Source organism: Burkholderia sp. Ac-20349, assembly GCF_017104865.1.
GTDB lineage: Bacteria > Pseudomonadota > Gammaproteobacteria > Burkholderiales > Burkholderiaceae > Burkholderia > Burkholderia aenigmatica.
Genome location: NZ_JAAGPM010000222.1, coordinates 1 through 8,548 on the forward strand (window position 1 = coordinate 1; position 8,548 = coordinate 8,548).

The following is an 8,548-nucleotide window of genomic DNA, read 5'->3' on the forward strand; positions in this document are numbered from 1 at the left end:
TCAGCCGCGCCTGCTGCGCGCGCTGACGATGGCGCGGCAAGGTCTCAACAACGGGCTGCCCGTGCTCGTGCAGGGCGAGACGGGCACCGGCAAGGAAGTCGTCGCACGTGCGCTGCACGATGCGAGCACGCGCGCCGGCAAGCCGTTCGTCGCGGTGAACTGCGCGTCGATTCCGGAAGGGCTGATCGAGTCGGAGCTGTTCGGCTATCGCGACGGCGCGTTCACGGGCGCCCGCAAGGGCGGGATGACGGGCCGGCTGATGCAGGCGCACGGCGGCACGCTGTTCCTCGACGAGATCGGCGACATGCCGCTGCACCTTCAGGCGCGCCTGCTGCGCGTGCTGCAGGAACGCAAGGTCGCGCCGCTCGGCGCGGGCGACGAGCAGGCGATCGACATCGCGGTGATCTGCGCGACGCACCGCGACCTGCCGACGATGGTGCGCGACAAGTCCTTCCGCGAAGACCTCTACTACCGGATTCACGGCGTGAACGTGCTGCTGCCCGCGCTGCGCGAACGCGACGACGTCGACCTTATCGTCACGGCGCTGCTCGCGCGGCTCGGCGCGCCGCACGTGAGCGTGAACGCCGAACTCGCCGACGTGTTCCGCCAGCACCGCTGGCCCGGCAACATCCGCCAGCTCGAGATGGTGTTGCGCACCGCGCTCGCCGTGCGCGACGAGCACGACGACGTGCTCGGCCTCGACCATCTGTGCGACGGCTTCATCGACGGCGTGTGTCCGGCACCGGACGCGTCGTTCGGGCTGATCCGCCGCCACGAGGACGACCTGATCCGCGAATCGCTCGCGCGCCACGACGGCAACGTCGCGGCCGCCGCGCAGACGCTCGGCATCAGCCGCGCGACGCTGTACCGTCGTCTCAAGCGGCTGCAGTCATGAGGCCGCGCGCGCGTTCGTCCGCTGCGTTCGTGACGGACCGGTCGCGCCGATGCTGAAACTCGTCCTGCGTTTCGTGAAGACCGACGACCGCGCGCAGCTCGCGCGCGCGTTCGGCTGGCTGTACGGTTTCGTGCGGCCGCACCGGCTTGCGATCGCCGGGCTGCTCGCGTTGTCGGCCTGCGCATCGCTGCTCGCGCTCGCGCAACCGTGGCTCACGAAGGAGCTGATCGACCGCGGCCTGGTCGGCAAGGATTTCCGGATGCTGGTGGTGGTCGCGTTCGCGATGGTGTTCGCGGGCTTCATCGGTACGCTGCTCGGCGGCATCAACCGCTATCTGCACACGCGGCTGTCCGGCCGCGTGCTGTTCTCGCTGCGCAGCGCCGTCTATGCGCACCTGCAGCGGCTGTCGCCGTCGTTCTACGGCCAGCGCCGCCTCGGCGACCTGCTGTCGCGTCTCGACGGCGACGTCGCCGAGATCCAGCGCTTCGCGCTCGACGCGCTGTTCTCCGCGGTGTCGAACGTGATCGGGCTCGTCGGCACGCTGGTGCTGCTCGTCACGCTGTCGTGGAAGCTGTCGCTGCTCGCACTGCTGCTGATTCCGTTCGAGATCCTGTGGCTGCGCACGATGCGCCGCAAGGTCGAGCGCGACGCGCGATCGGTGCGCGAAGGCGCGGCCGACGTGTCGTCGTTCCTCGTCGAGACGCTGCCCGCGATGAAGTTCATCCAGGCCGCCGGCCGCCAGCGCGCGGAACAGGCGCGGCTCGACGGCCTCGGCGATCGCTACATGGAACGCCTGCTGAAGCTGCAGGTCACCGAGTTCATCACGCAATCGGTGCCCGGCACGCTGACGTCGCTGTCGCGCGCGGGCGCGTTCATCGTCGGCGGCTACTGGGTGATTCGCGGCGACTGGCCGCTCGGTTCGCTGATCGCGTTCTCGAGCTATCTCGGGATGGCGATCGGCCCCGTGAAGAGCCTGCTCGGGCTTTACGTCGCGCTGCAGCGGATGACGGTCAGCCTCGGGCGCGTGATGGAGCTGCAGCGCGCACCGGTCGCCGTCCAGCCGCCGGCCGACGCACGCGAGCTGCCCGCGCGCGGCGATCTCGAGTTCGTCGACGTGTGGTTCGCGCACGACGAGCGCGCGCAACCGGTGCTGCGCGGCGCCGGCGCACGCGTGCCGGCCGGCAGCAAGGTCGCGCTGTCCGGGCTGTCGGGCAGCGGGAAGTCGACGCTGATCGACCTGATGCAGCGCTTCTACGACCCGCAGCGCGGCAGCGTGCGGATCGACGGCATCGATCTGCGCGACGTCGATCTCGACGCGCTGCGCCGCCACGTCGCGGTCGTCAGCCAGGACATCGTGCTGTTTCGCGGCAGTCTCGCCGACAACATCCGCTACGCGGCGCCGCTCGCGACCCATGACGACATCGTGCATGCCGCGCGCGCCGCGCAGCTCGACGAACTGATCGCGACGCTGCCGGGCGGGCTCGACGGGCCGGTCGGCGAACGCGGACAGCAACTGTCCGGCGGCCAGAAGCAGCGGATCGCGATCGCACGCGCACTGCTGCAGGCGCCGGCGATCCTCGTGCTCGACGAAGCGACGTCGGCCGTCGACGAAGCGACCGAGCGGCAGGTCATCGCGCAGATCGACACCCTGTTCGGCGACCGCACGCGCATCCTGGTCAGTCACCGCGCGTCGACGCTCGCCGGCGTCGACCTGCATTTCGAACTCGCGGACGGACGACTCGCACAGCGCACGCACCGGGATGTCGCGCATGCGTGACGATCGGGCCGTGCGCGTGGGCGTCGTCGACAGCGGCTATCCGCCTGCGCTGGACGCACGCGTCGCCGCCGCGCGGCGCTTCTCGTTCGACGCGGCTTCCGTGGTGCAGGCCGGTGCCGTCGAGCCCGACCGGATCGGTCACGGCAGCGCGATCTGCACGACGATCGCGGCCGCCGCACCCGAGGCGGCGTTGGTTGTCGCACAGGTGTTCGAGGCGCGCGGCGTGACGAGCGCCGCGCAGATCGCCGACGCCATCGACTGGCTGCTCCTGCAACGCGTTCGCGTGATCAACCTGAGCCTCGGCGTGCGCGCCGATCGCGACACGCTGCGCGATGCGTGCGCGGCAGCCGTCGCGCAACGCGTGACCGTCTTCGCGTCGAGCCCCGCGCAAGGCACGCCGGTGTTTCCAGCCAGCTATCCGGGCATCGTGCGCGTCACGGGCGATGCGCGCTGCATGCCGGGCCAATGGTCGTGGCTCGACAGTGCGCAGGCCGATTTCGGCGCGGTCGTGTCGAATGGCGTACCGCGCGCACCGGCCGGCGCGAGCATCGCGTGCGCGGCGCTCAGCGGCCATGCGGCGGACTGGTTCGCGCGTCACCCGGACGACGATACGGCTGCCCTGCTCGATCACCTGCGCACGGACGCCACCTACATCGGCGTCGAGCGACGCACGCACGCATCATGAACCGCGCATCGGTCGTCGTGCTCGGCGCGGGGCCGGCCGGCGCCGCCACCGCGCTCGGGCTCGCGCGGCTCGGCTATCCGGTCACGGTCGTCAGCGAATGGCGACGCTTCGATGCGGTCGAAGGCGTGTCCGAGCGCGTGCTGCAGGGGCTGCGTCATGCCGGGCTCGCGCAGGCCGCCGCCTGTGCGCTGCCGCCCTGTGCCCGCACGACGCGCTGGAACGGCGACACGCGTACGCTCAATCACGAACACCTGATCGACCGCCGCCGTTTCGACGCGGCGCTGCGCCGCGATCTGGCCGATGCGGGCATTGCGGTGCGCGAAGCGACCGTACGCGCGGTGCAAGCCGACGGCGACGGGCATGCGATCCGCATCGACACGCCGGCCGGTGACGCAACGCTGCATGCGGCGTTCGTGGTCGAAGCGCGCGGCCGGCTCGCGCCGCACGCGCGCGATGCGATCCGCGGCCCGCAGACGTTGAGCCTGCTGAACGTGTGGCAAGGCACGCCCGGCGACGCGGCTTCCGCGATCGAGAGCTTGCCCGACGGCTGGGCGTGGATGGCGCGCCTGCCTGACGGCCGCTGCTACTGGCAGGCGACGCTCGACGTCGCGACCACGACGCTGCCGCCACGCGACGCGCTACCCGCGTGGTGCGCGACGCTGCGGCAGACGCCGCTCGCGCATGACTTCTTCGGTGCGGGAGGCGCGGATACCGGCGCCGATGCGCGCGTGTTCGCGCGCACCAGCAGCGCGACGCTGTGCGGCGACGCCGGCGGCACGAACTGGCTGCGCGTCGGCGACGCGGCGATGGCCGTCGATCCGCTGTCCGGCAACGGCATCTTCCAGTCGCTGTCGTCGGCACTGCAGGCGCCGGCCGTCATCCATACGCTGCTCGCGCATCCCGAGCGTGCGGCACTCGCGCTGCGCTTTCACGCGCGCCGCATCACCGCGCTGTTCATGCGTTTCGCGCGGATCGGCCGCGACTTCTACGCGCTCGACACGCAATGGGCCGACCGGCCGTTCTGGGATGCGCGCCGCGCGTGGCCTGACGATGCGCCGTCGCATCGCGCCGCCGATTTCGACTCGCTCGCGATCGAGCGTGCGCCTGTGATCGACGGCGACACGATCGTCGAGGCCGACGTCGTCACGAGCCCCGATCAGCCGCTCGGCAGCTGGCATCTGCAAGGCATCCCGCTCGCGCCGATCGTCGCAGCGCTGCGCGAGCGGCCGGTGGCGCAGGTGCTGGCGGAGTTCGCGCCACCGCAAGCCGCGCTGGTGCGGCACTGGCTCGAAACGCAGGGATATCCGTTCGTACGCGCGTGACGCGCGCGCCTCTGCCTCTTCTGCCTCCTCCGCTTCCTCCGCTTCCTCCGCTTCCTCCGCTTCCGCCACTCCATCGTCCCGCGACTCACGCATCGCCGCATGCGCCTTCGCGCCCGCACGATCCCGCATCGCCGCCCGTCTCAATCTGAGACGCAACATGCGACACGCGATGCGAATTGCTACGCGATTTGCGCGCGATCAAGCCCGTTCGACGATCACATCACCATGAAACGGAACGCAGCCCGCGCATCGCGGTCCTGAAACGCGTGATGGCACGCCATCTGCTTGTCGAAGGTCACGCGCCGCTCACGCCGCGCGCCGGACCATCGACCGTTTCACCTTTCCAGCCCGCACCCCACATGAAAAAATCACGCCTCATCCTTTCAGCAGGATTCCTGATCGGTTTCACGAACGCGCATGCGCAAAGCTCCGTCCTGATGTTCGGCATCCTCGACGAAGGCATCAACTACACGAGCAATGTCGGCGGCAAGTCGTCATGGCAGATGGCGAGCGGCGATCTCGCGACGAGCCGCTGGGGCATCAAGGGCAACGAGGATCTCGGTGGCGGGCTGCGCGCGATCTTCGACCTCGAGAGCGGCTTCCTGGTCGAAAACGGCCAGCTCGGCTACGGCGGCCGTTTGTTCGGCTACCAGTCGTATGTCGGGCTGCAGTCGGACCAACTCGGCACGCTGACGCTCGGCCGCCAGTTCGATACCGTCGCCGACACGATCGGGCCGCTGACCGCCAACGGCAGCTGGGCGGGCTTCCTGTTCTCGCATCCGCTCGACAACGACAACACTGATGCGTCGTTCCACGCGAACAACGCGGTGAAGTACACGAGCCCCACGTTTGGCGGCATTTCCGGCACGGTCATGGTTGGGCTGAGCAACCAGGCCGGCGGCTTCGCGCAGAACCGGATGCTCGGCGTCGGCTTGAACTACACGTACCAGACGCTGTCGGTCGCCGCCGTCTACGAAAACATGTCGAACCCCGGCACCACGACGGGCGGCGCGCTGACGCCGGACGACACGGATTTCGTCGCAGGCAACCAGAAGATCTACGGGATCGGCGTGAACTACGGAATCGGGCCTGCGACGCTGGGCGCGGTCTATTCGCACGTGAACGTCGGCCAGCCCGACGCGTCGATCTATGCGGGCAGCCTGGGCCTCGCGAATGCGCGGCTCACGTTCGACAACGTCGAAGTCAATGCGAAGTACAACGTGACGCCGGCCTTCCTCGTCGGCGGCATGTACACGTACACGCGCGGCGGCCTCGATCGGGCCGGCGCGAAGTCCTCGCTGCACTGGAACCAGTTCGGCGCGATGGCGCAGTACCTGCTGTCGAAGCGCACCTCGGTCTATACGCAGGTCGCTTATCAACTGGTGGGCGGCAGCGCGACCGGCACGCCGCTCGACGGCGGGCTCGTGCCCGGTTCGCCCGGCGCGTCGTCGAACGGGCACCAGCTCGTCGCCCGCGTCGCGGTGAACCACGCGTTCTGAGCGCGTGCGCCGCGTGCCGACACGGGAACGCGTGCGGCACGCGCGACGCTCAGAACCCCTGCATCGTCACGGTCGGATCGACGACCAGGTGGACGACGCCGTAGATGACCGCGCCGACGAGCACCGCGAGGATGATCGCCACGAACGGCAGCATCGTGAAGTTGGCGTTCGCGAGATCGGTTGCGTGCGCCTTGCTGTTGCGTACGCCGAAGAAACTCCACAGGACCAGTTTGATCATGCCGAGCAGTTTCATGATTGCGCTCCTTTCATCTATCGGTTGACGCTATCGTCGATCCGACCGGCATCCGGAAAAAGAAGCAGTTGCGCGTGCTTTTCGCGCAGCAGGCCATCTGCGGCGGCATGCCGCAGGGTGCATCAGCGGTCGAGCACGAGCGGTTCCGACCCTTGTGCGGGCCGCGCGACGCACAGCAGCGCGCAGCCGGGCTCGACCGGTGCATCGGGCACCTGCTCGTAGTCGACCGCACCGGACAGCACGCGCGTCGCACACGTCCCGCATGAACCGGAGCGGCATTCGGACGGCACCGCGATGCGCTGCCCTTCCGCGAATTCGAGCAGCGTGCCGTCGGCGGGCGTCCATGCGGCATCGCGCCCCGTGCGCCGGAACACGACGGGCACGCTTGCCGCCGTCGGCATGTCGACCGCGCGGGTCGTGCTGCGCGCCACGCTCGACGGCCCGAACGCCTCGAAACGGATGCGTTCGTCCGGCACGTTCAGTGCGCGCAGCCCGTCGTACAGGTCGCGCATGAATGCCGACGGCCCGCACAGGTAGAAGTCGTAGTCGTCGAACGGCAGGATGCGCTTCAGTTGCGCGATGTCGATACGGCCTGCCCGCGCGGCCGAGCCGTCGTGAAGACGACTGTCGAAGCAGTGGAGCGACAACCGTTCGTCGTTGGCCGCAAGGCGCGCCAGCTCCGCCGCGAACGGCCGGTCGGCCGCTTCGCGCGCGCCGTGCACGAACATCACGCGGCGCGACGGCTGATCGTCGGCCAGCGCGCGGCGCAGCATCGCGACCATCGGCGTGATGCCGATGCCGGCCGACACGAGCACGGCCGGGCGCGGGCTCGCGAGATCGAACGTGAAGCGGCCGCGCGGCATCTGCGCGTCGAGCGTCATGCCCGCCTGCGCGTGATCGTGCAGCCACGCCGATACGCGCCCTTCGCGCTTCACGGTGATCCGGTAATGCGCGCCGCCCGGTGCATCGGACAGCGTGTAGCTGCGGATCGCCGGCGAATCGCTGCCCGGCAGCGCGACGCGCAGCGTCAGGTGCTGCCCGGCTTCGTAGGCGGGCAACGCGCCGCCGTCCGCCGGTTCGAAATGGAACGAGCGGATCGCGCGCGCTTCGTCGACGATCTTCGCGATGCGCAGCGGCCGCCATGCCGGTGCGGGTGCGGGTGCGGGTGCGGGTGCGGGTGCGGGTGCGGGTGCGGGTGCGGGTGCGGGTGCCGATGCCGATGCCGATGTCGATGCGATCGCCGGTGTCGATGCCGATTCGGGTGCGGACGTGGACGGCACCACCACCGCCCCTGCGACGGCGCTTGCCCCCGCCTCCGCCCCCGCCATCGCCGCGAACTGCGGCGCAGGCTCAACCGCCGACCACCGGAACGGCAACACCGCGCGCATGCGCCGCACTTCGCGCACATGGAACCGCACGACCCGCTGCGCGCCGACGAACGACGCGACGAGCGGCCCGTCCCACACGATCTCGGCGCGCGCAGCCACATACAGCAGGTCGCCGTTGTCGAAATCGACGAACAGCAGCCCCGCGCGCGGATCGTGCTGCAGGTTGCCGAGCGTGTTGAAGAAGCGGTTGCCGCTGAAATCCGGCGTCGTCAGCGTGCGCGCATCGTCGACGCGCACGAACCCCGGCATCCCGCCGCGATGCGACACGTCCGCCCCGCGCGCGGCGCCCGCATCCGCCGACGTGTTCGCGCTCGCGACGAAGAACGTATCGGCCTGCGCCAGCAGCGCGCGATCGGCATCGTCCAACTCATCCGACACGTCGGGCCCGGTGGACGCATCGACGTCCCTTGCGACGTACGTCGGCTTGCGGCCCTGAATGTATTTCGCGCAGTTGCCGAAGCTCTGCTCGACCGCGATCGTCAGCGCATCGCCGTCGACCGCACGCACGACGCCGTTGACGCGATTGCGCCGCCGCGTATCGAATTCGATGCCGAGCCCGCCGAGCGGCGCGCCCGGCCGCCACGTGCCGGCCAGCGGATCGCCCGGCAACGCGTGCGCCGCGAGCGGCACGACGAACGAACCCTTCGTGATCGACAGAATCACGCCCGTGCAGGTCCTGATGAAGATCCGCGCGAGATTCGCCGCGCAGTTCTGGATGCCGCCGAGCGG

General features: G+C 69.9%; 7 protein-coding genes. 5 read left to right on the forward strand and 2 right to left on the reverse strand.

The window, feature by feature from the left end; genetic code table 11:
- The 5 genes from G3N61_RS36665 to G3N61_RS36685 form a co-directional block, all read left to right on the forward strand.
- Nucleotides 1–895: sigma 54-interacting transcriptional regulator (locus G3N61_RS36665; protein ID WP_205824849.1), on the forward strand; the 895-nt coding region annotated here is incomplete at its 5' end.
- Between the two features lie 49 nt (nt 896–944).
- Nucleotides 945–2,672 carry an ABC transporter ATP-binding protein gene (locus tag G3N61_RS36670; RefSeq protein WP_205824850.1) on the forward strand — a complete coding sequence of 576 codons (1,728 nt, stop codon included), beginning with the start codon at nt 945–947 and terminating at the stop codon, nt 2,670–2,672.
- Nucleotides 2,665–3,357, forward strand: coding sequence for a S8 family serine peptidase (locus tag G3N61_RS36675; RefSeq protein ID WP_205824851.1), 693 nt, complete (start codon nt 2,665–2,667; stop codon nt 3,355–3,357). Before G3N61_RS36670 ends, G3N61_RS36675 begins: the two co-directional genes overlap by 8 nt.
- A complete protein-coding gene (locus tag G3N61_RS36680; RefSeq protein WP_089453548.1) occupies nt 3,354–4,679 on the forward strand; it encodes an FAD-dependent monooxygenase in 1,326 nt (441 codons plus the stop codon). Before G3N61_RS36675 ends, G3N61_RS36680 begins: the two co-directional genes overlap by 4 nt.
- 359 nt (nt 4,680–5,038) lie before the next feature.
- Entirely contained in the window at nt 5,039–6,178 is a 1,140-nt protein-coding gene (locus tag G3N61_RS36685) for a porin (RefSeq protein ID WP_205824852.1), read from the forward strand.
- A gap of 49 nt (nt 6,179–6,227) precedes the next feature.
- Here the strand turns inward: G3N61_RS36685 and G3N61_RS36690 are convergent, their stop codons facing one another.
- On the reverse strand, nt 6,228–6,431 hold the full coding sequence (locus G3N61_RS36690; RefSeq protein WP_043178166.1) for a DUF2970 domain-containing protein: 204 nt from the start codon (nt 6,429–6,431) through the stop codon (nt 6,228–6,230).
- Nucleotides 6,432–6,553: 122 nt separating this feature from the next.
- Nucleotides 6,554–8,548 (reverse strand): pyridoxamine 5'-phosphate oxidase family protein (locus tag G3N61_RS36695; RefSeq protein WP_205824853.1); only part of this gene is annotated, 1,995 nt, incomplete at its 5' end.